This is a genomic window from Alterinioella nitratireducens (assembly GCF_013155465.1).
GTDB lineage: Bacteria > Pseudomonadota > Alphaproteobacteria > Rhodobacterales > Rhodobacteraceae > Alterinioella > Alterinioella nitratireducens.
In genome coordinates this window covers 77,399-102,512 of sequence record NZ_JABJVX010000004.1, presented here as the reverse complement: position 1 = coordinate 102,512, position 25,114 = coordinate 77,399, and the positions used below count along the sequence as shown (strand labels likewise).

The window sequence follows — 25,114 nt, the reverse complement described above, 5'->3', positions numbered from 1 at the left end:
ACGCGCGCCGCCCCGGCCCCCCGCAACGACAAAGGCCCGCGCGTTCAATGGGCGCGGGCCTCTCAGTCCAGTGCATCCGGATCAGGCTTTCGGCCCGGCCTCCAGCACATCCTCCAGCGTCAGCAAACCAGTGCGCGGGGCCTGCACGAGGACCGACATGTTGCCCGGCTTGTGCTCGTTCTTGTACATCTTCATATGCGCCTGCGGCAGCTCCTCCCAGGGGAAGACCTCGGACATGCAGGGATCCAGCCGCCGCTCGACCATCAGCTTGTTGGCCGCCGAAGCCTGCTTGAGATGGGCGAAATGCGAGCCTTGCAGGCGCTTCTGGTGCATCCACATGTAGCGCACGTCGAAGGTCGTGTTGAACCCGGAGGTTCCGGCGCAGATCACCACCATGCCGCCCTTCTTGCAGACCAGGGTCGAGACCGGGAAGGTCGCCTCGCCGGGATGCTCGAAGACGATGTCGACATTGTTGCCCTTGCCGGTGATGTCCCAGATCGCCTTGCCGAACTTGCGCGCTTCCTTGAACCACTCGGCATATTCCGGCGTGTTGACGGTGGGCAATTGCCCCCAACACTTGAAGTCCTTGCGGTTGATCACGCCCTTTGCGCCCAGGTCCATCACGAACTGGCGCTTGTCCTCGTCCGAGATCACGCCGATTGCGTTGGCGCCTGCCGTGTTGATCAGCTGGATCGCGTAAGACCCCAGGCCCCCCGAGGCGCCCCAGACCAGCACGTTCTGGCCGGGCTTCAGCTCATGCGGGTGGTGGCCAAAGAGCATCCGGTAGGCGGTGGCCAGCGTCAGCGTGTAGCAGGCGCTTTCTTCCCAGGTCAGGTGCTTGGGACGCGCCATCAACTGCTGCGCCTGCACGTTGGTGAACTGCGCGAAGCTGCCGTCCGGCGTCTCGTAGCCCCAGATCCGCTGGCTGGTGGAAAACATCGGATCGCCGCCGTTGCATTCCTCGTCGTCGCCATCGTCCTGGTTGCAGTGGATCACGACCTCGTCGCCGACCTTCCAGCGCGTGACCTTGTCGCCCACGGCCCAGACGATGCCGGAGGCGTCCGAGCCCGCGATGTGATAGGGCGCGCCATGGCCGTCGAAGGGGCTGATCGGCACGCCGAGGCCCGCCCAGACCCCGTTGTAATTGACGCCTGCCGCCATCACCAGGACCAGCACCTCGTTGCTGTCCAGCACCGGCACGTCGACCACCTCGACCTGGAACGCCTCGGTCGGCTCCCCATGGCGTTCGCGGCGGATCGCCCAGGCATACATCTGCTTGGGAACGAACCCCATCGGGGGAATCTCGCCCATCTCGTAGAGGTCTTTTTCGGGCGCGTCATAGGTCGCGATTGGGGGGTTGCTGTCCAAGGCCATCAGCTCCTCCATCAGGAATTTCTGCAATGCGGAATGATTCCGCGCTTGCAGCAAGGGATAAAAGCCCCTGCGCAACTATGCAACCCGGAAATGGGGGTATCGCGTAATATTATGTCGCGGCGTAGATCAGTCCGGGCTGTCTCCGTCAAAATCCACCAGGAGAGGCGCGATGGATTGGGCGTAGAATTGCATGATCTCTTCGCCATCCTGGGTCAGGATCAGGGCATCATCCTGCACCTGCAGCATCTTGCGCAGCGCCAGCCCGTTGAGCCCTGCGTCGATGACGGTGTCGAGGTCAGCCTCGGGCATCTGCATCCGCGCGCCCCGCGCCTCCAGATACGCGACACGGGCCTTGACGGCAGGGGTCAGCGCCGCCCGGCTGCGCACGCCCGCAGTCATCGCATGGGCGATCACCGGGAAGGGCACGACGGGCATCACGTCCGAGATGCGCGCCATCAGGTCATCGCCCAGTGTCTCGGCCTGGCCCTGGTGCTCTTCCATGAAACTGCTCAGGCGCAGCGGCTCGCCGAAACTGACGGCGGCGATCCCGTAGCGATGCACCCGGCCCGTCAGTTTCTGCCAGACAAGGTTGCGCAGGTAACGGTAGATCGGCTTGAGCGAGAACCGGAAGTTCCGCGTGCCGGATGTGTTGGCCTGGATCAGCGCGCGATCCTCCATCACCCGGTCATAGTTGATCGCCACCGGCATGAAGACGACATCACGGCTTTTGCCCGGTTCGAACCCGTCGATGATATAGGACAGCAGCCCCAGTTTCGGTTCACGCAATGCGCCGGTACGGCTGAGGCCGCCTTCGGGGAACACGGCCTGGGTCACGCCCGCCTCGGTCGCCATCTGCACGTAGCGCGCCAGCACCTTGCGGTAGAGCGGGTTGTTGTGGCGGCGGCGGATGAAGTAGCCGCCGAGCATCCGGATGAGGGGTTGCAGCGGCCAGACCCGCGCCCATTCCCCCACCGCATAGGCCAGCGCGGACCGGTTCGCGGCCAGCCATGTGACCAGCACGTAATCCATGTTCGAGCGGTGGTTCATCACGAAGACGACGGTGGCATCCTCGGCCACGCCCTCCAGCGCGTCGGCGTTTTCTGTGCCGACCCGCACCTGGTAGAGCGAGCGCGACAGGAACCTTGCCACGCGGATGGCAAACCCGAAATAGGTGAAGGCCGAGAAGGAGGGCACGATCTCGCGCGCGTAGCGCTCGGCGCGTTCAGCCACGGCATCCTCGCGGATATTATGCTCGCGCGCGTAATCCAGCACCGCGCGGGCAACGGCGGGATCATAGCGCAACCGCATGATCGTGTCGTGGCGCCGCGCCAGCTTGAAGGGCCGGATCGGGATCGCAAGGCGCTGGTTCAACCGCTCGACCGCGCGCTCCAACCGGCGGCGCAGATACCATCGGACGGACGGCATCAGCACCCGGTCCAACGCGGTGACCGCCGCGAAAAGCAGCATCAGGATCAGGAACCAGGCCGGGACTTCGATTGATCTGAACATTGCGGGCGACGGTGGCAGGAAAACCGCGTGGCATCAATTGCGCTTATGCAGCATGATCGGGGCCGGACAGCAAGAGGAGACGACCGATGCCCAAGCCCGATCTCGACAGCGCCTATGCCCTTGGCGACGCGAAAGAGACCAAGGAGTTCTACGCGGATTGGGCCGAGACCTATGACGAGAGCTTTGCCGAGGCGCGCGGCTATGCCTCCCCGCGTGAGGTGGCACGGGTGTTCCGCGCCGCCGAGGGGAATAACGCGCCGGTTCTGGATATCGGCGCGGGCACGGGCTTGCTTGGCGAAGCCATGCAGGGCACGGTGATCGACGCGCTGGACCTGTCGCCCGAGATGCTGGAGGTCGCGCGCGGCAAGGGCGTCTATCGCAATCTGATGACCGGCGACCTGACCGGGCCGCTGGATATCCCGTCCGAAAGCTATGGCGGCCTGGTGTCAACCGGCACTTTCACGCATGGCCATGTCGGCGCGGTCTGCTTGGCCGAACTGTGGCGCATCGCCAGGCCGGATGCCCTCTTTGTCTGCACCGTGATCGCGGATGTTCTGGACAGCGCCGGGTTCGGATCCGCGCTGGCGCAGATGGTGGCGCGCGGACAGATAACGCCGGTCTCGTTTCATGAGTTTGACATCTACGACAAGCCCGGGGGCGACCACGGCATTGACAGGGCCCTGATCATGCAGTTTCGCAAATGCGGCTGACGGTCCCGCCATGCCGCAACGCAGCACGTTGACAAGGTATTTTTGTTTCTCATATATCGTGACTAACGAAACAAGATTACCCGTTCGCTCAGGAGCCTTGCCATGACCGCCGCCCAGAAAGACCGCCCCTGGCTGATCCGCACCTATGCGGGCCATTCCACCGCCAAGGCGTCGAACGCGCTCTACCGCGGGAACCTAGCCAAGGGGCAGACGGGGCTTTCCGTGGCCTTCGACCTGCCGACGCAGACGGGCTATGACAGCGACCACGAACTGGCGCGCGGCGAGGTCGGCAAGGTTGGCGTGCCGGTCTGTCACCTGGGCGACATGCGGGCGCTGTTCGATCAGATCCCGCTGGAGCAGATGAACACCTCGATGACGATCAACGCGACGGCACCCTGGCTTCTGTCGCTCTATATCGCGGTGGCCGAGGAACAGGGCGCGGACATCTCCAAGCTGACCGGCACGGTGCAGAATGACCTGATCAAGGAATATCTCAGCCGGGGCACCTATGTCTGCCCGCCCGAGCCGAGCCTGCGGATGATCGCGGATGTGGCCGAGTTTTGCTACACGAATGTGCCGAAATGGAACCCGATGAACGTGTGTTCCTACCATTTGCAGGAGGCCGGTGCCACGCCCGAGCAGGAACTGGCCTTTGCGCTGGCCACGGGCATCGCGGTGCTGGACGCGCTGCAACCGCGGGTGCCCGAGGGTGATTTCCCGATGCTGGTCGGGCGCATTTCCTTCTTCGTGAATGCGGGCATTCGCTTCGTCACCGAAATGTGCAAGATGCGCGCTTTCGTGGATCTCTGGGATGAGATTTGCCGCGACCGCTATGGCGTTGACGACCCCAAGATGCGGCTCTTTCGCTACGGCGTGCAGGTCAATTCGCTTGGGCTGACGGAACAGCAGCCCGAAAACAACGTCTACCGCATCCTGATCGAAATGCTGGCCGTCACCCTGTCGAAAAACGCCCGCGCCCGCGCCGTGCAATTGCCCGCCTGGAACGAGGCGCTCGGATTGCCGCGCCCCTGGGATCAGCAATGGTCGATGCGGATGCAGCAGATCATGGCCTATGAAACCGACCTGCTGGAATATGGCGACCTCTTTGACGGAAATCCCGTGGTCGATGGCAAGGTCGAGGCGCTGAAAGAGGGCGCGCGGGCGGAATTGGCCAATCTCGATGCCATGGGCGGCGCGATTGCGGCGATTGATTACATGAAGACACGGCTGGTCGAATCGAATGCCGACCGTGTGAACGCGATCGAGCGCGGCGACACGGTCGTGGTCGGCGTCAACAAATACACCGAGGGCGAGCCCTCGCCGCTGATGAGCGAAGGGGGCGGAATCATGGTCGTCGATCCCGCCACCGAGGCCGAGCAGATCGAACGCCTTAACGACTGGCGCGCGTCCCGCGACGCGGATGAGGTGGGCCGCGCTTTGGACGATCTGCGCGCCGCCGCCACCGAGCGGCGCAACATCATGCCCGCCTCGATCAAGGCCGCCAAGGCCGGCGTCACCACGGGCGAATGGGCCGATGTGATGCGCGTCGTGCATGGTGAATATCGCGGCCCCACGGGTGTAGCACGGGGCGTGTCGAACAAGACCGAAGGCTTGGAGGATATTCGCGCGGCGGTTGACCTCGTTTCGGACAAGCTCGGCCATCGGCTGAAATTCCTGGTCGGCAAGCCGGGCCTCGACGGGCATTCCAACGGGGCCGAGCAGATCGCCTTCCGCGCGCGCGATTGCGGCATGGATATTTCCTACGAGGGCATTCGCCTGTCGCCGGAACAGATCGTGGCGGCGGCGATTGAGCAGCGCCCGGATGTCATCGGCCTGTCGATCCTGTCAGGCAGCCATGTGCCCCTGATCGGCCAAGTGATGGACCGGCTGCGCGCCGAAAACCTGGGTCACATTCCGGTAATGGTGGGCGGAATCATCCCCGATGACGATGCCGAGAAATTGCGCGGTTTCGGCGTGGCGCGGGTCTATACGCCCAAGGATTTCGAATTGAACCGGATCATGATGGATATTGTCGGTCTGCTCGACCCGACGGAAATTGCCGCGGAATAAGGCGCGATCCGTCATTCCCTCGGCAATCCGCCTATACTTTTCGTCAGGTCACGCCAATGGGAATTGAATTCGGTTCTACTTCGGCTATGTCAGTCCCTGAACGCAAACAGGGAGAAATGAGAATGGCAATCGACCTTGATTCGATGTCGAAAGACGAATTGCTGGCATTGAGGAAGAACGTCGACAAGGCGCTGGCGAGTTTCGAGAAGCGCCAGAAGGAAACCGCTCTGGCCGCTGCGAAACGCGCCGCCGAGGAGCACGGGTTTTCGCTGGACGAAATTCTCGGCAAGAAAACTTCAGGCAAGACCGCGGTGCCGAAATACCGCAACCCCGAGAACCCGAGCCAGACCTGGACCGGACGCGGACGCCAGCCTGCCTGGTACAAATCGGCCATCGCAGCCGGAAAAGACGCCTCCGAAATGGAGATCTGAAATCCCGCACCGGGCCCGGCGCGCTTTCACTGGGTTGCGCCGGGTCCGTGTTTTGGGTCTGATGCCCGCAATCAGTCACATGCGGGGTTCCCATGACAGTCCATATCGGCGCGAAGCCAGGTGATATTGCCGAAACCGTCCTGATGCCGGGCGATCCGCTGCGCGCGAAATGGGCGGCGGAGACATTTCTGGACGATCCAAGATGCGTCAATGACGTGCGCGGCATGTTGGGCTTTACCGGCACCTGGAAGGGCAACCCGGTGACCATCCATGGCTCGGGCATGGGGATGCCGAGCCTGTCGATCTACGCCAATGAACTGATCCGCGACTATGGCGCCAAGACGCTGATCCGCATCGGATCGGCGGGCGGGATGCAGCCACATGTCAAGATCCGCGACGTGGTGCTGGCGATGACCTCGACGACGCTTTCCACGCCGTCCTCGGGTTTCTTCAAGGAACTCAACTATGCGCCCTGCGCCGATTTCGGGTTGCTCATGGCGGCGCACAAGACGGCGGAGAAGACCGGCGCGGGCATCCATGTCGGCGGCATCTATTCTTCGGACGTATTCTATGACGAACGGCCCGACCTGACCGAGCAGATGACCCGTCACGGGGTGCTGTGCGTCGAGATGGAGGCCGCCGAGCTCTACACTGTCGCCGCGCGTCACGGGGCGCGCGCGCTGGCGGTTCTGACGATTTCCGATCACCTGCAAACCGGCGAGGCGCTGCCGTCGGAGGATCGGCAGTCCAGCTTCGCCGACATGGTCGAGATCGCGCTGGAGGCGGCCTTCGCCTGAGCCGTCAGGCCCTTGGACTCCGGGGTCTTGCCGTCATTCAGACGCGGCAGGACCCCCGGACCCCCTCCCCCTTGACCCTGTCCTCAGATCGTTTCAGGTCCGCAAAGCATCGGTTTTCTCTGCCTCGTCCCTTTCAGGGCCGAACGCGAAAACCGATCCTCTGTTTCGATCGGGACCTGAAAAGCTCTAGATTGCCACGACATCCAGCGGCGGGAAGCCGTTGAAGCCGACCGAGCTGTAGCTCGACGTGTAGGCGCCGCAGTTGCGGATGAGGATCCGGTCGCCGGATTTCAGACCCAGGGGCAGTGCCACCGGGCGAATCTCGTAAAGCACATCGGCGCTGTCGCAGGAGGGACCGGCCAGGATGCAGGGGCCGGTATCCTCGTGATCGCGGTCGGTGGTGAATTGGTAGCGGATCGCCTCTTCCATGGTTTCGGCAAGCCCCGAGAATTTGCCGATATCCAGATAGACCCACCGGCACAGATCGTCGTCCGATTTGCGCGACACCAGCAGCACCTCGGCGGCGATCATGCCGGCCTCGGCGACCAGCCCGCGACCGGGTTCGGCCATCACGCGGGCACCGGGGAAGCGCGCCTCGACCTGCGCCATGACGGCGGCGGCGTAGGTGGTGGGGTGGGCGATCTCCTCGCCGTAGAAGGCCGGGAAGCCGCCGCCGATATTGATCAGCGACAGGGCGAAGCCCGCGTCACGCGCGTCGGTCCAGATCGCCGCGACCTGATCGAGGGTCGAGGACCACATCTCGGGCTTGCGGGTCTGGGAGCCCACATGGAACGAGAAGCCGACCGGATCGAGGCCGAGGTCACGCGCCATCGCCAGCAGGTGCAGCGCCTTGCCGCGGGTGGTCCCGAACTTGCGCGTGAGCGGCCAATCCGCGCCCGAGGCTTCCACGATCAGGCGGATGTAGACCTGCGCACCGGGGGCGTTTTCCGCAATCTTCTCAAGCTCTTCCTCCGCATCGGCGGCGAAGAGGGTCAGCCCGGCATGGTGCGCGAAGGCGATGTCCGAGGCGCGTTTGACGGTGTTGCCGAAGGAGATATGCTCCGGATGCGCGCCGAGCGACAGGCAGAGCTCGATCTCGCCGCGCGAGGCCGCGTCGAAATGCGAGCCGAGCGACACAAGACGTTCGATGATCTCACGCGCCGGGTTTGCCTTGACGGCGAAATGGATGTCGGCGCGGCCAAGGCCCGCTTTCAGCGCGTGATACTGCGTCTCGACCGCGTCGATATCCAGGACCAGCGTCGGCCGGTCGAAACTGGTTTGACGGATGAACTGCTCCACGCGGGAGGGGGTGGCGACAGGGAATCGTGCCGAGAAATCGGCTTGCGTTACGTGCATTGGTCATCTCCATAAGACCCGGCCATTCCGGTTTCCCGGCGCAGACCGCTCACTTCAAAGGGAGACGTTACCGTCGCTACGTAACTGCGTGGGATGTAGCCCACCGTGACAGAGGCGCGTGCGTTGGCGTCTTGATTGCGCATTTGCGCCCGTTCGCATCACAAATCAAGACTTTTTTCGCGTCGGCCAGATTATTTTTTCAGCCCGTGCCCGCCGCAATATCCGTTGCGTTCCGGGGCTTGCCAATCGGGGGTTGCGGCGCAGTCGAAGACCTCGACCAGCAGCGGGTGACAGGCGGCGGCATCGGAGGAATGTTGCGCGCCGCAATCGCCGCCCGGACAGGTCGAGAGCGCGCCGAGAAGGTCGATTTCCGATATGAAATCAATATGATCGCCGGGGCGCACCGGGCTTTGTTTCATGAAATACTGGCCCGTGTCGCGGGTGAAGCCGGTGCACATGAAGACGTTGAGCACGTCATGCACGAGCGGCTCGGCCTCGTCGGGGGAGAGGTCGGTTTCAGCGACGAGGGCGCGGGTCAGGTTGGAATGGCAGCAGTGATGATACTGCCCGCCGCTTAACAGATGATGTGTGTAGGGGTCGCATCTTGTGCCGATCACGTCATGAACCGAGCCGCCGAATCTGTCGATTCCATACCAGTCGAGCGTGTCGGCGATGATGGTCGCCATCGGGCGCAGGGCGGGGAAACCTGACCAGAGCCGGTCGCCCGTCGTCACATGCGCCCCGTGCAGCGCTCGGGTCTTGCCGGAATAGAAGCGTTCGGATAAATCCTTTGAATTCCACAGGTTGAGGTCGCCCACCTGCGGCCCCTCGACCGAGGTGATGCGGAACGCCTGGCCCGGTTTGACGTGAAAACAGCGCGCGTCGCGGGGCGGAACCAGCAGTTCGGACACCTTCTGCCAATCCGATCTGGCGCGCTCCATCAGGGCCGGGTCCAGCCTGGGCAGCGTGTCATTCGGGTAGCAGATCACGGGGGTGACGGCGCGGCGGGCCTCGGCGTCTTTTGGCTCGGTCATGGTCGGTTTCTCCCCTGAAATTGGCATGTCACCCCCCGTACACCCCCCGATGCACCCCCTGTACACCCCCCCGGCGGATACGGGGCGCGAAAATATCACACGGCCTCGCCCACCCGTTTGCCCGAGAAGATGCAGCCGCCCAGGAACGTCCCCTCCAGCGCGTTGTAGCCGTGATAGCCGCCGCCGCCGAAGCCTGCCGCCTCACCGGCTGCGAAGAGACCGGTGAAGGGCTGGCCGCCGGGTTGCAGCACCCGGCCCTGCATATCGGTGTGCAGCCCGCCGAGCGATTTGCGGGTCAGGATGTTGAGGCGCACGGCGATGAGCGGCCCGTGTTTCGGATCGAGGATGCGATGCGGTCTGGCGGTGCGGATGAGCCGGTCGCCGCGATAGGCGCGGGCCGCGCGGATGGCCATGATCTGCGCGTCCTTGGAAAACGGGTTGGCGATCTGGGCATCGCGCGCCTCGATCTGGGCGCGGATCTCGGCGGGGTTCAGCGTCGCCTCGGGCGTCAGCCGGTTCATGCCCTCGATCAGCGTGTCGAGATCGCGCGCGACGACGAAATCCTCGCCCTTCTCCTTGAACGCCTCGACCGCCCTGGTGGCCCCCTTGCCGAGCCGTTCCTTCAGAACCGCCTTCCATTTCGCCGCCACCAGGTCGGGGTTCTGTTCCGAGCCGGAGAGGGCGAATTCCTTTTCGATGATGCTTTGCGTCAGGATGAACCAGCTGTGCGCGTGGCCGGTTTGCAGGATGCGTTTGAGCGTCGCTGCCGTGTCGAAACCGGGCAGGCAGGGGGCCTCCATCCGCACCCCGTCGGCGTCGAACCAGAGCGAGGAGGGGCCGGGCAGCACGCGGATGCCGTGGCCCGGCCAGATCGGATCCCAGTTCTTCAGCCCCTCGCAGTAATGCCACATCCGGTCGCGGTTGATGACATGGGCGCCCGCGCGCTCCGCCGTCAGTTGCATCTTGCCATCGACGTAGTCGGGCACGCCGGTGACCATGTGCTCGGGCGGCATGCCGAGACGGTCGCGCGGCCAGTAGTCGCGCACGACCTCCTGGTTGCCGCCGATGCCGCCGGTGGTGATGACCACGGCCCCGGCCTTGAGGTCGAAACTGCCGGTGATCTCGCGGCTGGTGGGGGCCCCGCGCGGCGCGTCGTCATCCGCCAGGATGTCGCCATGCACGCCCTCGACCCCGTCATCGTGGTAGTCCAGCGCGGTGACGCGGTGACGGAATTTCAATTGCAGCTGACCCTTTGCCTCGGCCTCGCGCATTCGCGCTGCAAAGGGCGCGACGACGCCCTCGCCCGCGCCCCAGGTGATGTGAAAGCGCGGCACCGAATTGCCGTGGCCCGTCGCCAGCCCGCCGCCGCGTTCGGCCCAACCGACGACGGGAAACCACGACATGCCGAGGGCAGAGAGATAGGCGCGCATCGGGCCTGCGGCGAAATCCAGATAAGCCTCGGCCCATTTGCGGGGGTTCGCGTCCTCGGCCCGGTCGAAGCGCGCCGACCCCATCCAGTCGGAGCGCGCCAATGCGTGGCTGTCGCGGATCCGCATCCGGCGCTGTTCGGGCGTGTCCACCATGAAGAGGCCGCCCAGGGACCAGAACGCCTGCCCGCCCAGGGATTGCGGCCCCTCCTGGTCGAGCAAGATGACCTTGCGGCCGCGTTTCACGGCCTCATGCGCGGCACTCATGCCCGCAAGACCCGCGCCGATGATGATCACGTCTGCGTCCATGCCCCCCCTCTCCTTCGGAGGTTCAGCCTAGGCGAGGGACGGGGCGGGGCAAGCTGGAAATCGATGGAGGGGCGGATTCGGTGCGGGTGTGTTGCGGGAATGGGGATGGCGGCGTGCCGTGGTTTGAGAGGTTGTGCGCTTGGCCGGGGCACGGGAGCCTCCCCTTTCAGCGGTATGACGCCGCCTATCGGGCAATGGGCAGGGATATTTGTGGAACAAAGAAGGGGGGCGGGGGCGCGTTAACCTTATCCGGCGGTGAAGGCAGGGTCGGTCACATCATCTCGACCGAGAGGATTGTGGGCAGGTGGCGGGCGACCTCGTCCCAGGTCTCGCCTTCATCATGGCTGAGGAAGATCGAGCCGGTATTGGTGCCGAAACCCAGCGTGGCGTCGCCGTGGACCGCCATGCCCTGGCGCAGCACCGTGAAGAAGCAGCCCTGTTGCGGCAGCCCAGCGCGCTTGTCGGACCAGCTTTGCCCGCCATCGGTGGATTTCCAGACGGCGGCCCTGGCCCCGGGCGGGAAGCGGCCGTCGATGTCGCCGTTGAGCGGGATGGTCCAGAGGGTTTCGGGATCGCGCGGGTGCACCGCGATGGGGAAGCCGAAATGGGAAGGCAGGCCGTGGCTGATGTCATGCCAGACGCGCCCGCCATCGGGGCTGCGATAGGTGCCGTGATGGTTCTGCTGGTAGAGCAGGTCGCCCTCGGCGCGGGCGATGTTGTGGACGCAATGGCCGATCTCGCCCCCGCTTGGGGCGGCGGGGTGGTGGTGATGGTCGCAGGCATCGGCATTGGAGATGCGGTTGCGGCGCGCCCATGTCTCGCCGCCATCCTCGGTGGCGAAGACACCTGCCGCCGAGATGCCGAGCCAGAGTTTCGCGGGGTCGTCATGGCTGACGATGGAGTGCAGGACGAGGCCTGCAGCACCGGGGGCCCATTGCTCGCGGTCTGGGAAACTGGCGAGGCTCTCGGACTGGGTCCAGGTTTCGCCATTGTCGGTGCTGACGTAGAGGTTGGCCGGGTTGCCGCCCGCGTAGAGGCGGCCATGGGCGTGGTGCAGCGACCAGATGGATGTGACCTGCCCGTCAAAGGGCGTCTCGGTCGGCGTCCAGTCGAACATCGCCGCCATGTCTGGATCGCCCGCGGCCCATTCATCCATCTGGCCGTTGGAGAGCTTGGCGAGCGTCCAGGTCGCGCCCCGATCGGTCGAGCGCCAGATGCCCGCGCCGAACCAGTCGCCACCACCGCCGGCCCAGATATGGCCGGTCTCCGCATCGCCGACGACATGTTTGATGCCCCAACCGCCACAATGCGGGCCGGAGACCTGCCAGCCGTCGGCATGGCTGAGGAGGAAGGCCCCCTTGGTGGTGCCGATGAGGATGGTTGGATGGGTCATGGATGCGCCTCCCCCTGGGTGGGGAAGGTAGCACGATTCCGGGGGCCGGAGCTATCGGCAGGGGCGAGGCTCTTCGAAGAGCCTCAGCAGAGCCTTGGAAGGCTCTGCGGCTACAATTGCCGCTCCACCATCATCTTCTTGATCGCGCCGATGGCCTCGGCGGGGTTCAGGCCCTTGGGGCAGGTCTTGGTGCAATTCATGATCGTGTGGCAGCGGTAGAGCTTGAACGGATCCTCGAGGTCGTCCAGGCGTTCGCCCGTCGCCTCGTCGCGGCTGTCAATGATCCAGCGATAGGCGTGCAGCAACGCGGCCGGCCCCAGGTAGCGGTCGCCGTTCCACCAGTAGCTGGGACAGGCGGTCGAGCAGGACGCGCACATGACGCATTCATAGAGCCCGTCGAGCTTCTTGCGGTCCTCGATGCTTTGGCGCCATTCATGTTCCGGGCGCTGCGTCTTGGTCTCCAGCCAGGGCATGACGCTGGCGTGCTGCGCGTAGAAATGCGTGAGGTCCGGCACCAGATCCTTGACCACGGGCATGTGCGGAAGGGGGTAGATCTTCACGTCGCCCTTGATCTCGTCCATGCCGAAGATGCAGGCCAGCCGGTTCATGCCGTCGATATTCATCGCGCAGGAGCCGCAGATGCCTTCACGGCAGGAGCGGCGGAAGGTCAGGGTCGGGTCGATCTCGTTCTTGATCTTGATCAGCGCGTCCAGGACCATGGGGCCGCAGTTGTCCATATCGACGAAATAGGTGTCGATCTGCGGGTTCTTCCCGGCATCGGGATTCCAGCGGTAGATCTGGAACTTGCGCAGGTTCGTCGCGCCCTTCGGCTTGGGCCAGGTCTTGCCGGTCATCATCTTGGAATTGCGCGGAAGCGTCAGTTGGACCATGGGGCTGCTCCTTCAGGCGGTGTGGATGGGCGGTCAGGCTGCATGGCGCAGCTCCCGCAACCAGGACGTGGGGTGGGTCTCATAGCCGAGTGTCACGAGGTCTTGCCCATGACGTTCGGCGTATATCTCGGCGACGCGGCGCGGCAGGGCGGTCTTCCACTGCGCGATCTTGCCGGAGGTCACATGTGTCTTCACGCGGTCGTCGCGCTTGGTGTCTTTCGCGAGGCCGCCGAAGAGGCTCTTGCGCCAGAAGATTTTTGCCCCCTCCTCGGCCTCGGGCACAGTCAGGCCGAGGGCGCGCAGGTGCAGGGTGAAGGCGACCGCGTCCCTGTCCTGCATCAGATCCTCGTAGCGCAGCTCGATCACGTTGGGGCGGGTGTAGTCCCAGGCGACCATTTCGCCAATCGTCCGTGCGTGACGTTCGCGCATCTCGAAGAGCAGCTTTTCCTCGTCATTGGGAAGGCTGCAGATGTGTTCCTGGTAGCTCAGCCCGCCGAGATCATCGCGCTTCATGTGGATGGCTTTCTCGCCAAATTCACCGCAGACCTGGTGATAGCGCATGCCCGACAGCAGCACGTCGCGCGGGTCGCGGATGATGTGCATGATGCGGGTATCGGGGCGCGCCAGGATGCTTTCGTGAAACCGCGTCGACCAGGAGAAGAGGAAGATGCGGCCCTCCTCGGGCACCAATTCGTCAGCCGTCTTGCGGAAGACCTGCGCGCAGGGGATGCCCAGCGTCCGGCCCATCGAGCGGAATACCCGCTGCATCCAGACGGTGCCGGTCTTGTGATGGGTGCCGAGCCCCATGACGCGGGGTTGGGTCAATTCCATGGCGCCCTCCTGGATATGGCGGCGGCGCGGATCACAGTAGGCTCAAACTGTTGCGGGCGAGGCAGGTGACGGCCTCGGGGCGCGCGGCGATGTCGAGGACGTTTTGCACGGTGCGGTCGGTGACGCCGGTGACGGAGGCGCCCGCCAGCGACAGGATCTCGGACGCATCCGCCGCGTCGATGATGCAATCGGTGACGGGGGCCGCGTTGACGCCCGGAAAGCGGTCAGCGACGACGCGGTTGACGGTGGATCTGGCCTGGTCGCGGGCGAGGTCGTCGGTCGCCTCGGAGACGACACCGCAGGAGGCGATGAGGGCGGTCAGCGCCATAAGGGGAAGCAGTCGTGCGCGCATCAAGGGCCTCATAGCGACAGGGGCCGGGTCGGACCGGCACCGGTGTTCTGGCGGAAGCAAGTGTCATAGACGAGGTAGGGATCGCGGCCCTGGATGTAGTCGCTGGTGATGGTGATGGACCCCGTCGCGGACGCCCCGCCCGAGCCGACGCCCACCCCGATCATGCCGCGCGGTTGGGCGGCCAGGCGGGCGCGCTCGGAACAGAGATCATAGGCGCGGCTGGCGCTCATCGGGCCGCAGGCCGTAAGCACGACCAGAGCGACCCCGATGGCAATATGACCCGCCGCGTTCACCTGGCCACCTTAATAGACCCGCGCCTTGGGCGCGATCTTCTTCATGTCGATGCCGCCCTGATCCTCGTCCGTCAGCGGATCGAGATGCACGGGACGATAGGCCAGCGTCACCTTGGCCCCGTCGACCGTGGCGAGACTATGCTTGCGCCAATTCTTGTCGTCGCGGTCGGGGTAATCCTCATGCGCATGGGCACCGCGGCTTTCCTTGCGCGCCTCTGCCGCCACGATGGTGGCCATCGCGTTGGGCATGAGGTTGGTGAGCTCAAGGCTCTCCATCAGGTCCGAATTCCAGATCAGCGAGCGGTCGGTGACCTTGAGATCGGACATCTTGCCGGCGACGGCCTGCATCTTCTCGACGCCCTCGGCCAGCGTCTTGTCGGTGCGGAAGACGGCGGCGTCTTCCTGCATGGTCTGCTGCATTTCGTCGCGCAGATCGGCGGTCGGGATCGACCCGTTGGCATAGCGGATGTCGTCGAAGCGGCCCAGTGCCTTGTCGAGCGAGGCCTGGTTGGTGGGCGCGTTCGACGCCTCCGGGTCCACAACCTTGCCCGCCCGGATCGCGGCGGCGCGGCCGAAAACGACGAGGTCGATGAGGGAGTTGGAGCCGAGGCGGTTGGCCCCGTGAACGCTGGCGCATCCCGCCTCGCCCACGGCCATCAGGCCCGGCACGATGGCGTCGGGATCCTTCTTGGTCGGGTTCAGCACCTCGCCCCAGTAATTCGTCGGGATGCCGCCCATGTTGTAATGCACGGTCGGCAGGACCGGGATCGGCTCCTTTGTCAGGTCGACACCGGCGAAGATGCGGGCGGATTCGGAGATGCCCGGCAGGCGCAGGTCCAGCGTTTCCTTGGGCAGGTGGTTGAGGTGCAGGTGGATATGGTCGCCCTTTTCGCCGACGCCGCGACCTTCGCGGATTTCCATCGTCATGCAGCGGGAAACCACGTCGCGCGACGCCAGATCCTTGTAGGTGGGCGCGTAGCGTTCCATGAAGCGTTCGCCCTCGGAGTTGGTCAGATACCCGCCCTCGCCGCGCGCTCCTTCGGTGATCAGACACCCTGCGCCGTAGATGCCGGTGGGGTGGAACTGCACGAACTCCATATCCTGAAGCGGCAGGCCAGCGCGGGCCACCATGCCGCCGCCATCGCCGGTGCAGGTATGGGCGGAGGTGGCCGAGAAATAGGCGCGGCCATAGCCGCCGGTGGCCAGCACGACTATCTTGGCGTTGAAGACGTGCAGCGTGCCGTCATCCAGTTTCCACGCGACGACGCCCTGGCATTCGCCATCCTCGGACATCAGCAGGTCGGTGGCGAAATATTCGATGTAGAATTCGGCGTTATGCTTGAGGGACTGGCCATAGAGCGTGTGCAGGATGGCGTGGCCGGTGCGGTCGGCGGCGGCGCAGGTGCGCTGCACGGGCGGGCCTTCGCCGAACTCGGTGGTGTGGCCGCCAAAGGGGCGCTGGTAGATCTTGCCTTCCTCGGTGCGGCTGAAGGGCACGCCGTAATGTTCCAGCTCATAGACCGCCTTGGGCGCCTCGCGCGCGAGATATTCCATCGCGTCGGTATCGCCGAGCCAGTCGGAGCCCTTGACGGTGTCATACATGTGCCACTGCCAATGATCCGGCCCCATGTTCGAGAGGCTGGCAGCGATCCCGCCCTGCGCCGCGACCGTGTGGCTGCGGGTCGGGAAGACCTTGGTGACACAGGCGGTCTTCAACCCCTGTTCCGCCATGCCGAGTGCCGCGCGCAGGCCCGCGCCGCCGGCCCCGACAACAACGACGTCATAGGTATGATGGATGATCTCTTGCGAAGCGGTCATGAGCGGAAAAGCCCCCTGAAATGGATTAGAGCGCGATTTGAGCGAGGGAAATGAGGCCGAGCGCCATCAGACCGTAGCTGATGCAGGCCATGACCACGATGGACACCTTGCGCGCGGTTCCCTGCACGTAATCCTCGATCACCATCTGGATGCCGAGGCGGAAGTGATAGAAGCCCACGATCAGCATCAAGGCAGTGGAGAGCGCCGGGAAGGGACGGCCAAGGGCGGCCTGCACGTCCGTATAGGGATTGCCCAGAAGCGGCGCGACGGAAAAGAGGAACATCGGCACGATGACCAGAAGCGCGACCGAGCTGATCGTCGTCTTCCAGTGGTGATCGGTGCCGGAGCGGGCCGAGCCCAACCCCTCGACTCGTTTGCGGGCGGTCATCATGGCCATGGCTCAGGTCCCCCAGATCGTGATGATGGTCAGGAAGGTCAGCGCCACCGAGCCGATCACAGCCCCCCAGGCGGATTTGTCGGAGGTGTCGGGATGGAAGCCATAGCCCATGTCCCAGACCAGGTGCCGGATGCCCGCCAGCGCGTGATACCACAGCGCCCAGACGCTGAGCGTCATGACGATATCGCCCAGGATCGAGGTCAGCAGCCAGTCGACCGTCGCGAAATACTCCTCGGACACCGCCGCCGCCATCAGCCACCAGACGAACAGAACCGCGCCGCCCAGAAGCGCCACGCCGGTGATCCGGGTCAGGATCGACGTGACCATGTTGATTTCGGTGCGATAGACTTGCAGGTGCGGGGATAGGGGCCGGTCGCCCCTGTTAACGTCTGCCATGGCTGTGACCCTTTCAGGTTAGGCGTATCTCAGGTCCGTGTGCCCCAATGAATACCGAGTTTTGTGGCGGAGTCACGGGGGACAATGGGAAAACATCGCCCTTTCATGGGTCGTATCGCCGCATTTTTCGCGGTTGTGATCACATGAATTGGCGGTGTGATCACAGAACCGAGGCAACGAACCCCGCCAGCATCACCGCGATCAGCGCGACGGCGGGACGCCAGGGTGTGCGCACCCCTGTCAACGTCTCGACCCGGCGCGGATAGATCACGCAGGGCAGGCCGACGATCAGCCCGATCAACAGGGGGCGCATCTTGATCAGCAAGGGGTCGCTCGCCTGGATCGCAAGGGCGAAGAGCAGCGCGGATATGCCGCTTGCCATCAGCCCCGCGCCCAGGATCCGGCACAGGGCGGTCAGCACCGCCTCCAGCCCGGGCGTGAGTGTCGTGCCGTCGCGTTCCAGGATCTCGCGATGATAGGGCATTGGCACCGGGCCGAAGACATAGAGCGCGGCGATGCCGATGGTGCCAAGCGCGGCAAGGCCATAGAGCGACAGGGACAGGATCATCATGGGGGCGTCGCTCCGTTACGAATGGGGGCACGGTAGCCGCAGCGGGTGCCCCGCGTCAAACCGGGATCAGCACCCAGTAATCCAGGTCGAGCAGCACGTCGGCCAGGTATTTGCCATCCGCGCCCTTCAGCGCGCCGACCTCTCCGCCCTTGGTTGCCACCAGCCGCAGGCGCATCGCGCCCACACCCGGCGCAGAGGTTTCGGCCTTGTCCAGCACCTCCGTCCAGGCCCGGACCGTATCGCCCGCGAAGCAGGGGTTGGCATGGGCGCCCGCGTTGATGCCCGCGATCATCTGCGCGTTGGCAAGGCCGTTGAAGGACAGCGCGCGCGCAAGGCTGATCACGTGCCCGCCATAGATCAGCCGCTTGCCATCGGCGCGGTTGGTCGCGTCGAAATGGACCTTGGCGGTGTTCTGCCACAGGCGGGTGGCCAGCATGTGCTCGGCCTCTTCGACGGTGACACCATCGACATGGTCGATCACCTCTCCGACCTCGTAATCGGCCATCCGGTGCGGCTCACCCGCCAGAGTGAAATCGTAGCGCGTGAAATCGAGGCCCTCGGGGATCACGAGGCTGTCGGGCGGAACCACCTTGGCCAGATCGGGGATCACGGTTTCGGGGGCTAGGGCATTCAGGTCGTGCTTGCGCACCATGACCCAGCGCACGTAATCCAGCACCACCTCGCCCTTCTGGTTCAGCCCCTCAGTGCGGACATAGACCACGCCGGATTTGCCGTTGGAGTTTTGCTTGAGGCCGATCACTTCGGAGGTGCTGCGCAGCGTATCGCCGGGGAACACAGGCTTCCGGAACCGCCCCTCGGCATAGCCCAGATTGGCGACAGCGTTGAGCGAGACATCCGGCACGGTCTTGCCGAAGGCCACATGAAACGCGGCCAGATCGTCGATGGGCGAGGCAGGCAGCCCGCAGGCGCGCGCGAAGTCGTCCGAGGAGTGCAGCGCATGACGGGCCGGGTAGAGCGCATGGTAGAGCGCGCGTTCGCCCCCCGAAACGGTGCGCGGCACGGCGTGGTCGATGCGCTGCCCGAGGCGGTAATCCTCGAAGAAATTGCCGGGATTGGTCTTGGCCATTTATCAGCGCCCCTTCAGCCGCCGAACGGCCAGGGACCGAGCCAGCTGTGGATATAGCCGATCACGACGAAGAGGACGAGCGCGCCGACCGCCGCCATCGCATCGCCCTTGAGCGAGGTGTTTTCGCGGCCCTTCCAGCCGGGCTCGGCCCGGTTGATCACGATGACCTCGGCCACGGCCCAGGCCAGGAGCCCGCCAAAGAGGATGATCGAGGCAAGGTCGCCATTGACCAGCAGATGCGCGATGGCCCAGGTCTTCATCCCCGCCAGCATCGGGTGGCGCATACGGGCCGTCAGCGACGCCTTGGTATCGCCCGCCGCGAACAGATAGAGCGCGATGAGGACCAGCAGATTGTTCACATGGGTCAGGAAGGGCGGCGGCGACCAGACCGGGATGAAGTCCATCCCGCGATAGCCGATCACCATCAGGACGATCGCGCCGACCAGAGCCAGCGCGATGACGCCCTTGCCGCCCTGCCCCATCCGGGCGCGGGCATCGGGTGCGATACGCTTGAAGAAATGCGCCCCGGCCCAGAGGGCGAGACCGGCGAGGAGGAGGATAAGGGACATCAGGCGGTTTCCAATCTGGCAATCATGTCGGCTTTGGCCAGCGTGGCGCGGGCGGTGGCGACATGCAAGTTCTCGACGATCCTGCCATCGACGACGGCGACGCCCTGCCCTTCGGCCCCGGCCTGCTCGAAGGCTGCGATCTGGCGGCGGGCAAGGTCGATCTCGGCCTCGGACGGGGCGAAGGCGGCGTTGGCGATGGCGACCTGGGCGGGGTGGATCAGGGTCTTGCCGTCAAAGCCCATGTCGCGGCCCTGGTCGCATTCGGCGCGCAGCCCGTCCTCATCCTTGAAGGCATTGTAGACACCGTCGACGATGGGGATGCCTTCGGCCTTGGCCGCCAGCAGGCAGAGGCCCAGCCCCGCCATCACCGGCAGGCGGTCGGGGCGAGCCCGCGTGTTCAGATCCTTGGCGAGGTCATTGGTGCCCATGACAAAGCCCTGCAACTGAGGATGGGCGGCGATCTGGGCCGCGTTCAGCATACCGCGCGGCGTCTCCATCATGGCCCAGATGGGGGTGTCGCCGATGAGGTCGGCCAGCGCCAGCACCTGATCCGCGCGTTCGACTTTCGGCAGGAGGATTGCGTCGCAGCCCATACCGGCGGCGGCCCTGGCATCGTCGGCGCCCCAATCGGTATCCAGCCCGTTGATGCGCACGATCTTCATGCGCGGGCCGTAGCCGCCCTGGGCCAGCGCCTCGGCCAGCGTGGCGCGCGCGGCGGGCTTCTCCTCGACCGCGACGGCATCCTCGAGGTCGAAGATGATGGCATCGACGGGCAGGGTCCTGGCCTTCTCCAGCGCGCGGGGCTTGGAGGCGGGGATATAGAGAACCGAGCGGAATGGGCGGGCGGTCTGATCCATCGGCGGGCGGTCCTTCTGTCTGTGTCCGGTCTGCTTCCGGGCGCAAGGAACAGCAAGAATGCTGCGAACGCAAGTTCCGTTTCGCCGCAGCGTAGCGAAATATTATTGCGCAATCACGCGGCGCGCGCCGAGGGGTGAAGAATGGTTATTCGCGCCTTAACCATTACTTTGCTATTTTATGAGCATAGTCGGGACGATCCGCCGCTCATGGCGGACCCGATCCAATCGGGGGACGAGCTGCGGGACGGATCCGTTGCCTACCCACCCCTTTCGGATGCCGATCCCCGTCAGCCTGCCCCCTTCGACCTGAAAGGCAGGACCATGACACAGGCAATCAAACTGATCACCGGCGCGCTGGCGGTCATCCTCACCACCGGCACGCTCCACGCACAGGCCCCAAGGGCCGTCTGCGGCGCGCGCGACCAGGTCGTCGAGACGCTGACCGGGCGCTTCGGCGAGGTCGCGCAAAGCTGGGGCATGGGGCCGGGCAACCGCATCGTGGAGGTCTTCGCGTCCGAGGAAACCGGCACCTGGACCATCACCGTGACCGACGCCAACGGCACCACATGCCTTGTCGCCTCGGGCCGCTACTGGGAAAACCTGGCCCCGGTTCCGGTGGGCGGAGCGCTGTAGGGCGGTGCAATCGCTGATGGCATACTGCGGTATACAGTGACGATTTGCATCAGTCGGCGCGAAAAACAACGTGATATCCGACCGTTAGAACGCCCGCGCCCGGTAACGCCCGACCAGTGGCCTATGGGGCCGTATTGCAGGGGCCTTGCACGACTCTCCCAGTGGGGATAGGCCACGCTCCAATATCAACGGAGCTTCGGAGAACGTCTCTCATGGCCAGACCCAAGATCGCCCTTATCGGCGCAGGACAGATCGGCGGCACGCTTGCCCATCTGGTAGCACTCAAGGAACTGGGCGATGTCGTCCTGTTCGACATTGCGGATGGCATCCCCCAGGGCAAGGCCCTGGATATCGCCGAGGCCGGCCCCGCCGCAGGGTTCGATGCCGATATGAAAGGCACCACCGATTACGCCGACATAGCGGGCGCCGATGTGGTCATCGTCACCGCCGGTGTGCCGCGCAAGCCCGGCATGAGCCGCGACGACCTTCTTGGCATCAACCTGAAAGTCATGAAATCCGTCGGTGAGGGCATTGCCGCCAACGCGCCCGATGCGTTCGTGATCTGTATCACCAATCCGCTGGACGCAATGGTCTGGGCGCTGCGCGAGTTTTCCGGCCTGCCGCACAAGAAGGTCGTCGGCATGGCGGGCGTGCTCGACTCGGGCCGTTTCCGGCATTTCCTGGCCGAGGAATTCGGCGTCTCGATGCGCGATGTCAGCGCCTTCGTGCTTGGCGGGCATGGCGACACGATGGTGCCCTCGGTGCGCTATTCCACCGTCGCGGGCATCCCCCTGCCCGACCTCGTCAAGATGGGCTGGACCACGCAGGAGAAACTGGACGCCATCGTACAGCGCACGCGTGACGGCGGCGCCGAGATCGTCGGCCTGCTGAAGACCGGCTCGGCCTTCTACGCGCCCGCCACCAGCGCCATCGAAATGGCCGAAGCCTATCTGAAAGACCAGAAGCGCGTGCTGCCCTGTGCGGCCTGGTGTGACGGCGAGTTCGGCCTCGACGGCATGTATGTCGGTGTGCCGACCGTGATCGGCAAGGACGGGATCGAGCGCATCGTCGAGATCAACCTGTCGAAGGAAGAACAGGCCGGGTTCACCAAATCGGTCGAGGCCGTCAAGGGCCTGATCGAAGCCTGCAAGGGCATCGACGAGAGCCTGAAGTAAGGCACACCCCGCGCGGGTATCGCAGGGGCCGGGGGCATCGCCTCCGGCCCTTTTCCGTTTGTCACCCCGGCCTGCCTGGGACAGCATGCTGTCGGTCGACCCCGCGATTCGGGGTCGATTCGCCGTGCGAAGACCGGAATTGGCACGGGTTTGAACTTATGTGATCACAGGCCCAATTCGTGTGATCACAAATGTCGGATTTCCCCGCGAATCCCTGAAAAGCAACTGGATTGCTGTTTCTTTTCAACATCCGGTCATGTTTAGACTGCCCCAACCGAAAGCAACACGGGACAGTTTCATGAACATTCATGAATACCAGGCGAAGGCTCTGCTTCGCCAATACGGTGCCCCGGTCAGTGATGGCCGCGTGGTTCAGAAAGCCGAAAATGCCAAGACAGCCGCAAGCGAGCTGGACGGCCCGCTCTGGGTCGTGAAGGCGCAGATTCACGCCGGCGGGCGCGGCAAGGGCAGCTTCAAGGAGGCCGATGCCGGCGAGCAGGGCGGCGTGCGCCTGGCCAAGTCGGTCGAAGAGGCCGCCGAGCACACCAAGAAGATGCTCGGCCGCACCCTGGTGACGCATCAGACCGGCCCTTCGGGCAAGCAGGTCAACCGCATCTATATCGAGGATGGCTCGGGCATCGAGACCGAGATGTACCTGGCGCTGCTGGTCGACCGGCAGACCAGCCGGATCTCCTTCGTCTGTTCGACGGAAGGCGGCATGGATATCGAGGAGGTCGCCGCCGAGACGCCCGACAAGATCCTGTCCTTCAGCGTTGACCCTGCATCCGGCTACCAGCCGTTCCATGGCCGCCGCGTGGCCTTTGCCCTCGGCCTCCAGGGCCAGCAGGTCAAGCAATGCGTGCAACTGATGGGCATCCTCTACAAGGCCTTCACCGAGAAGGACATGGAGATGCTGGAGATCAACCCGCTGATCGTGACGGATAATGGAGACCTCAAGGTGCTGGACGCCAAGGTCGGGTTCGACGGCAACGCGATCTACCGCCATGACGACATCGCGGCCCTGCGCGACGAGACCGAGGAAGACCCCAAGGAACTGGCGGCCTCGAAATACGACCTGAACTATATCGCGCTGGATGGCGAGATCGGCTGCATGGTGAATGGTGCAGGGCTTGCCATGGCGACGATGGACATCATCAAGCTCTACGGGGCCGAGCCTGCGAATTTCCTCGATGTGGGCGGCGGCGCCACCGCCGAGAAGGTGACCGAGGCGTTCAAGATCATCACCTCCGATCCGAACGTGAAGGGCATCCTGGTCAATATCTTCGGCGGCATCATGCGCTGCGACATCATCGCCGAGGGCGTGGTCTCGGCGGTCAAGGAAGTGGGCCTTCAGGTGCCGCTGGTGGTGCGCCTGGAAGGGACCAATGTCGAAAAGGGCAAGGAGATCATCAATTCCTCGGGCCTCAACGTCATTGCCGCCGACGATTTGAAAGACGGCGCGCAGAAGATCGTGAAAGCAGTGAAGGGGTAAGGGATTTGCGAAGCCTGTCCATATTGTCTTTCGCAGCAGTTCTTCAGGTCATCAGCGGTTCTTTTCCGACGCTGACCTACGCACAGACTAGCGAGCCCACCATAAGCGTCGGTGACGTTGCTGGCCAAGTATTCGAACTACTGTGTCTCCAATCGACTTGGCGGTCAGGCGGCGAGTCCCAAACCGTCCTCGCAGTCGGATTTGAGCACTTAATTTCGGCAGCTGATCGGAGGGTTTACCGAAGCGGAGTCTTTATGCTTGCGTATGATCAAGGCCCTGGGACCGAAGGTTGCACACTTTCCTCACAATATGGTGAATTTAGTTCAGTGTTGTCATCCATTTCGCGCTCTACCTGGTTGGACGATCGTCTAACTACAGCTGTCGTTGAGGATGGCCTTCACCGTTGGAGCTTGCCGAATACTCCGGGGGAAATCTGGCTGTCAGACCGTCCAAATTCTCCTACGACTGGATTCGCTTTGAGTTGGCACCCCTCGTTGTAGATTCAGGAATTTAGAGACAATCAGAACGAAAACCAAAAGGAGACGACCATGACTGCCATCATGAAACTCGCGATTGCCTCTGTCCTCGTGCTCGGCCTGGCGGGCTGCTCGCGGGAACTGGTGCGCAACAACGGCCATTCGTTCTTTCCGCCGATCTCGACCGACGGGATGGAGCGGGTGCTGGATGATCCGGGCCATCCCGGCGTGATCCTGAACGGGCAGGCCGTCACCGCCACCCGCCACTACTGACCACCCCGGCTGGAGACCAGGAGCATCTGAGCCCATGACTTCCCTTCCCCATTGGCGGCTCTTGCAGGGCCTCTGCATCGCGGGGGCCGTCGCGTTTGCGGCAGGGCAGGCCGTGGCCGACGAGGCCCCTGATACCGCCGCGCTGGCGCAATCGGCCTTCGCCGCGATCTGCACCAATCCGGGCCAGACGGCGGCGGTGATGGAGGCGCGGATGCGGGCGCATGTGGCCAACGCGGGCGGCTCGGGCCTGCCCTTCGGGACCAGCTTCTACGACACCACGCTTGGCGACACGCCGGATGATCCGACGCCCGGCACCAATCGGCGCTGCGAGGTGTCCTTTCCCGGCGACCATGTCGAGGACGCGACCGAGACCTTGCGGAGCGCCATGCAAGGCCCGCCTGTCTTCGGCACCGTCACCGAGTTGCCAGACGGCTTCGAAGCCCATGACGGCACACATTTCATCCAAGCCCGCCTGCTGAACGCCCGCGGCATCCGGGCCGTTGTGCATGTGGGCACGCGGGACGGGTCGGACGGCCAGGAAACATTCATCAACGTGGAGCGGCTGCCGCCGCCCGCCGACTAGAACCAGAAAAA

26 protein-coding genes are annotated in these 25,114 nt (G+C 64.3%); 9 read left to right on the top strand and 17 right to left on the bottom strand.

The window, feature by feature from the left end; translation table 11 throughout:
• Positions 1-81: 81 nt before the first annotated feature.
• Together ccrA and HNS34_RS08180 are read right to left on the bottom strand one after the other, a co-directional pair.
• Entirely contained in the window at positions 82-1,374 is a 1,293-nt protein-coding gene (gene ccrA, locus HNS34_RS08185; RefSeq protein WP_172319859.1) for a crotonyl-CoA carboxylase/reductase, read from the bottom strand.
• Between the two features lie 126 nt (positions 1,375-1,500).
• Positions 1,501-2,883, bottom strand: coding sequence for a 1-acyl-sn-glycerol-3-phosphate acyltransferase (locus HNS34_RS08180; protein ID WP_172319567.1), 1,383 nt, complete (start codon positions 2,881-2,883; stop codon positions 1,501-1,503).
• A gap of 86 nt (positions 2,884-2,969) precedes the next feature.
• Here HNS34_RS08180 and HNS34_RS08175 point away from each other — a divergent pair, with 86 nt between their 5' ends.
• The 4 genes from HNS34_RS08175 (at position 2,970) to deoD (ending at position 6,891) form a co-directional block, all read left to right on the top strand.
• Positions 2,970-3,593, top strand: a complete 624-nt coding sequence (locus HNS34_RS08175) for a class I SAM-dependent DNA methyltransferase (RefSeq protein ID WP_172319566.1) — start codon at positions 2,970-2,972, stop codon at positions 3,591-3,593.
• Positions 3,594-3,695: 102 nt separating this feature from the next.
• Positions 3,696-5,663 carry a protein meaA gene (locus HNS34_RS08170; RefSeq protein WP_172319565.1) on the top strand — a complete coding sequence of 656 codons (1,968 nt, stop codon included), beginning with the start codon at positions 3,696-3,698 and terminating at the stop codon, positions 5,661-5,663.
• 122 nt (positions 5,664-5,785) lie between these two features.
• Positions 5,786-6,094 (top strand): H-NS histone family protein, encoded by a 309-nt coding sequence (locus HNS34_RS08165; protein WP_172319564.1) that lies wholly within the window; start codon positions 5,786-5,788, stop codon positions 6,092-6,094.
• A gap of 92 nt (positions 6,095-6,186) precedes the next feature.
• Positions 6,187-6,891 (top strand): purine-nucleoside phosphorylase, encoded by a 705-nt coding sequence (gene deoD / locus HNS34_RS08160; protein ID WP_172319563.1) that lies wholly within the window; start codon positions 6,187-6,189, stop codon positions 6,889-6,891.
• Positions 6,892-7,077: 186 nt separating this feature from the next.
• Here the strand turns inward: deoD and HNS34_RS08155 are convergent, their stop codons facing one another.
• The 15 genes from HNS34_RS08155 to HNS34_RS08085 all read right to left on the bottom strand — a co-directional run bounded on the left by HNS34_RS08155 (position 7,078) and on the right by HNS34_RS08085 (position 20,471).
• Positions 7,078-8,247, bottom strand: a complete 1,170-nt coding sequence (locus HNS34_RS08155) for a type III PLP-dependent enzyme (RefSeq protein WP_172319562.1) — start codon at positions 8,245-8,247, stop codon at positions 7,078-7,080.
• A gap of 191 nt (positions 8,248-8,438) precedes the next feature.
• A complete protein-coding gene (locus tag HNS34_RS08150) occupies positions 8,439-9,281 on the bottom strand; it encodes an urea carboxylase-associated family protein (protein WP_172319561.1) in 843 nt (280 codons plus the stop codon).
• 95 nt (positions 9,282-9,376) lie between these two features.
• Positions 9,377-11,017, bottom strand: coding sequence for an FAD-binding dehydrogenase (locus tag HNS34_RS08145; RefSeq protein WP_172319560.1), 1,641 nt, complete (start codon positions 11,015-11,017; stop codon positions 9,377-9,379).
• A gap of 271 nt (positions 11,018-11,288) precedes the next feature.
• Positions 11,289-12,410 carry a WD40/YVTN/BNR-like repeat-containing protein gene (locus tag HNS34_RS08140; protein ID WP_172319559.1) on the bottom strand — a complete coding sequence of 374 codons (1,122 nt, stop codon included), beginning with the start codon at positions 12,408-12,410 and terminating at the stop codon, positions 11,289-11,291.
• Positions 12,411-12,520: 110 nt separating this feature from the next.
• Positions 12,521-13,300 (bottom strand): succinate dehydrogenase iron-sulfur subunit, encoded by a 780-nt coding sequence (locus tag HNS34_RS08135; RefSeq protein ID WP_172319558.1) that lies wholly within the window; start codon positions 13,298-13,300, stop codon positions 12,521-12,523.
• 33 nt (positions 13,301-13,333) lie between these two features.
• Entirely contained in the window at positions 13,334-14,131 is a 798-nt protein-coding gene (locus tag HNS34_RS08130) for a sulfotransferase domain-containing protein (protein ID WP_172319557.1), read from the bottom strand.
• Between the two features lie 31 nt (positions 14,132-14,162).
• Positions 14,163-14,483: a succinate dehydrogenase gene (locus HNS34_RS08125; RefSeq protein WP_172319556.1), complete on the bottom strand. Its 321-nt coding sequence runs from the start codon at positions 14,481-14,483 to the stop codon at positions 14,163-14,165.
• A gap of 8 nt (positions 14,484-14,491) precedes the next feature.
• Entirely contained in the window at positions 14,492-14,776 is a 285-nt protein-coding gene (locus HNS34_RS08120; RefSeq protein WP_328700493.1) for a hypothetical protein, read from the bottom strand.
• Positions 14,777-14,785: 9 nt separating this feature from the next.
• Positions 14,786-16,594: a succinate dehydrogenase flavoprotein subunit gene (gene sdhA / locus HNS34_RS08115; RefSeq protein WP_172319555.1), complete on the bottom strand. Its 1,809-nt coding sequence runs from the start codon at positions 16,592-16,594 to the stop codon at positions 14,786-14,788.
• 25 nt (positions 16,595-16,619) lie between these two features.
• Complete coding sequence (gene sdhD, locus HNS34_RS08110; protein ID WP_172319554.1) at positions 16,620-16,991, bottom strand: succinate dehydrogenase, hydrophobic membrane anchor protein; 372 nt, start codon at positions 16,989-16,991, stop codon at positions 16,620-16,622.
• 3 nt (positions 16,992-16,994) lie between these two features.
• Positions 16,995-17,387 carry a succinate dehydrogenase, cytochrome b556 subunit gene (sdhC, locus tag HNS34_RS08105; protein WP_172319553.1) on the bottom strand — a complete coding sequence of 131 codons (393 nt, stop codon included), beginning with the start codon at positions 17,385-17,387 and terminating at the stop codon, positions 16,995-16,997.
• A gap of 160 nt (positions 17,388-17,547) precedes the next feature.
• On the bottom strand, positions 17,548-17,958 hold the full coding sequence (locus tag HNS34_RS08100; RefSeq protein ID WP_172319552.1) for a hypothetical protein: 411 nt from the start codon (positions 17,956-17,958) through the stop codon (positions 17,548-17,550).
• Between the two features lie 55 nt (positions 17,959-18,013).
• Positions 18,014-19,045, bottom strand: a complete 1,032-nt coding sequence (locus tag HNS34_RS08095) for a MaoC family dehydratase (protein WP_172319551.1) — start codon at positions 19,043-19,045, stop codon at positions 18,014-18,016.
• Between the two features lie 14 nt (positions 19,046-19,059).
• A complete protein-coding gene (locus HNS34_RS08090) occupies positions 19,060-19,614 on the bottom strand; it encodes an NnrU family protein (protein WP_172319550.1) in 555 nt (184 codons plus the stop codon).
• Positions 19,614-20,471, bottom strand: a complete 858-nt coding sequence (locus HNS34_RS08085) for an HpcH/HpaI aldolase/citrate lyase family protein (protein ID WP_172319549.1) — start codon at positions 20,469-20,471, stop codon at positions 19,614-19,616. The genes HNS34_RS08090 and HNS34_RS08085 overlap by 1 nt, the downstream gene beginning before the upstream one ends.
• Positions 20,472-20,792: 321 nt before the next feature.
• Between HNS34_RS08085 and HNS34_RS08080 the strand changes: the two genes are divergently transcribed.
• From HNS34_RS08080 to HNS34_RS08060, 5 genes are all read left to right on the top strand, one after another.
• Positions 20,793-21,104: a hypothetical protein gene (locus tag HNS34_RS08080; RefSeq protein ID WP_172319548.1), complete on the top strand. Its 312-nt coding sequence runs from the start codon at positions 20,793-20,795 to the stop codon at positions 21,102-21,104.
• Positions 21,105-21,316: 212 nt separating this feature from the next.
• Positions 21,317-22,279 (top strand): malate dehydrogenase, encoded by a 963-nt coding sequence (mdh, locus tag HNS34_RS08075; RefSeq protein WP_172319547.1) that lies wholly within the window; start codon positions 21,317-21,319, stop codon positions 22,277-22,279.
• Between the two features lie 298 nt (positions 22,280-22,577).
• On the top strand, positions 22,578-23,771 hold the full coding sequence (sucC, locus tag HNS34_RS08070) for an ADP-forming succinate--CoA ligase subunit beta (RefSeq protein ID WP_172319546.1): 1,194 nt from the start codon (positions 22,578-22,580) through the stop codon (positions 23,769-23,771).
• 548 nt (positions 23,772-24,319) lie between these two features.
• Positions 24,320-24,520 carry a hypothetical protein gene (locus HNS34_RS08065; protein ID WP_172319545.1) on the top strand — a complete coding sequence of 67 codons (201 nt, stop codon included), beginning with the start codon at positions 24,320-24,322 and terminating at the stop codon, positions 24,518-24,520.
• 34 nt (positions 24,521-24,554) lie between these two features.
• Positions 24,555-25,103, top strand: coding sequence for a hypothetical protein (locus HNS34_RS08060; RefSeq protein WP_172319544.1), 549 nt, complete (start codon positions 24,555-24,557; stop codon positions 25,101-25,103).
• Positions 25,104-25,114: the final 11 nt, after the last annotated feature.